Source organism: Bradyrhizobium nitroreducens, from assembly GCF_002776695.1.
Lineage (GTDB): Bacteria > Pseudomonadota > Alphaproteobacteria > Rhizobiales > Xanthobacteraceae > Bradyrhizobium > Bradyrhizobium nitroreducens.
The window spans coordinates 1-954 of sequence record NZ_LFJC01000010.1 but is presented as its reverse complement, the minus strand read 5'-3'; the positions used below and the strand labels follow the sequence as shown (position 1 = coordinate 954).

The following is a 954-nucleotide window of genomic DNA, read 5'->3' as shown; positions in this document are numbered from 1 at the left end:
TTTTCGTCGCACTGAGTATCGGGATGACCGCGTTTCAAAATGGCGCCGGCGTGCTTGGTGCGCTGCTTATCGGAACGGTCAGTGGCGCGTTGACGCTTGCCGTCGGTCAGGCCGCCGTCGCCATTGCCCGGTCCTTGACCTTGCGCATCGCCATCGCGACCGCATTTGCTGTCCCCGCTGCCGTCGCCGGCAATCATGTGGCATTCGCTCTGTCCCAGATCGAGATGCCGTCGCAGGCTTGGCGTGAGGTCTTCGCTTACCTGGGTGCAGTTTGCATTGGAGTTACTTCATGGACGCGCTTGATGGCTTTGGCGGAGACCCGCCCGTTCGAGCCGGGTGGGGCGGTGGAGAACCCGTCCTGACCAGTTCTTACGGCCGCATGGCCCGAAGGATGTCCGTTTACCGCCTTCGTCATCGAACAGGTGCGCGTAGATCGGCGCGTTGAACAGCGGAGATCGAAACTTGAGCGCGCGAGAGGCAGTCCCTCCTCGGAACTCTCGATCAAGCTGCCGGCATTCGGTCTGGCCCACGCAGCCGCGGCAGAGCGATGTTACCTAATCCGTTCTTGGGAGACGATGCCGCCCTTTGCAGGAGATTGTTTCTCTTTCCGCGCTGAATCGTTCCGACCTCTTGTTCATCAAAACCGAGTTAGCCAGGCTTCTCCAGAGATTGTGGTTCAGCACGCGGACGCACGTGGCCTCGTTGATGGCTTGATCTGGCCGAAGACCGGCTTTGCCTCGATCGTCTGAGCCGCAACGCCGTTGATGCGACTTTCTTCCCCTAGGCTTCGCCCATTCCTCGCGAGACAAGAAAGTCGCCGCAACGACGTCCTCCGCTGCGCTCCGGCCCGAGCGGGTGCGTCGCCGATCGTCCTCGGCCCTAGATCGCCATCGAGGCCGCGGTGGTCGCGGGCTCGAAACACAACAGGAGAAGTGACATGGCTAACATCGGTTC

1 protein-coding gene is annotated in these 954 nt (G+C 61.3%); it reads left to right on the top strand.

The window, feature by feature from the left end; all coding sequences use genetic code 11:
* Nucleotides 1-362, top strand: a 362-nt coding sequence (locus TSA1_RS38655; RefSeq protein ID WP_100181580.1) for a hypothetical protein, incomplete at its 5' end; no start/stop codon positions are given.
* Nucleotides 363-954 lie beyond the last annotated feature (592 nt).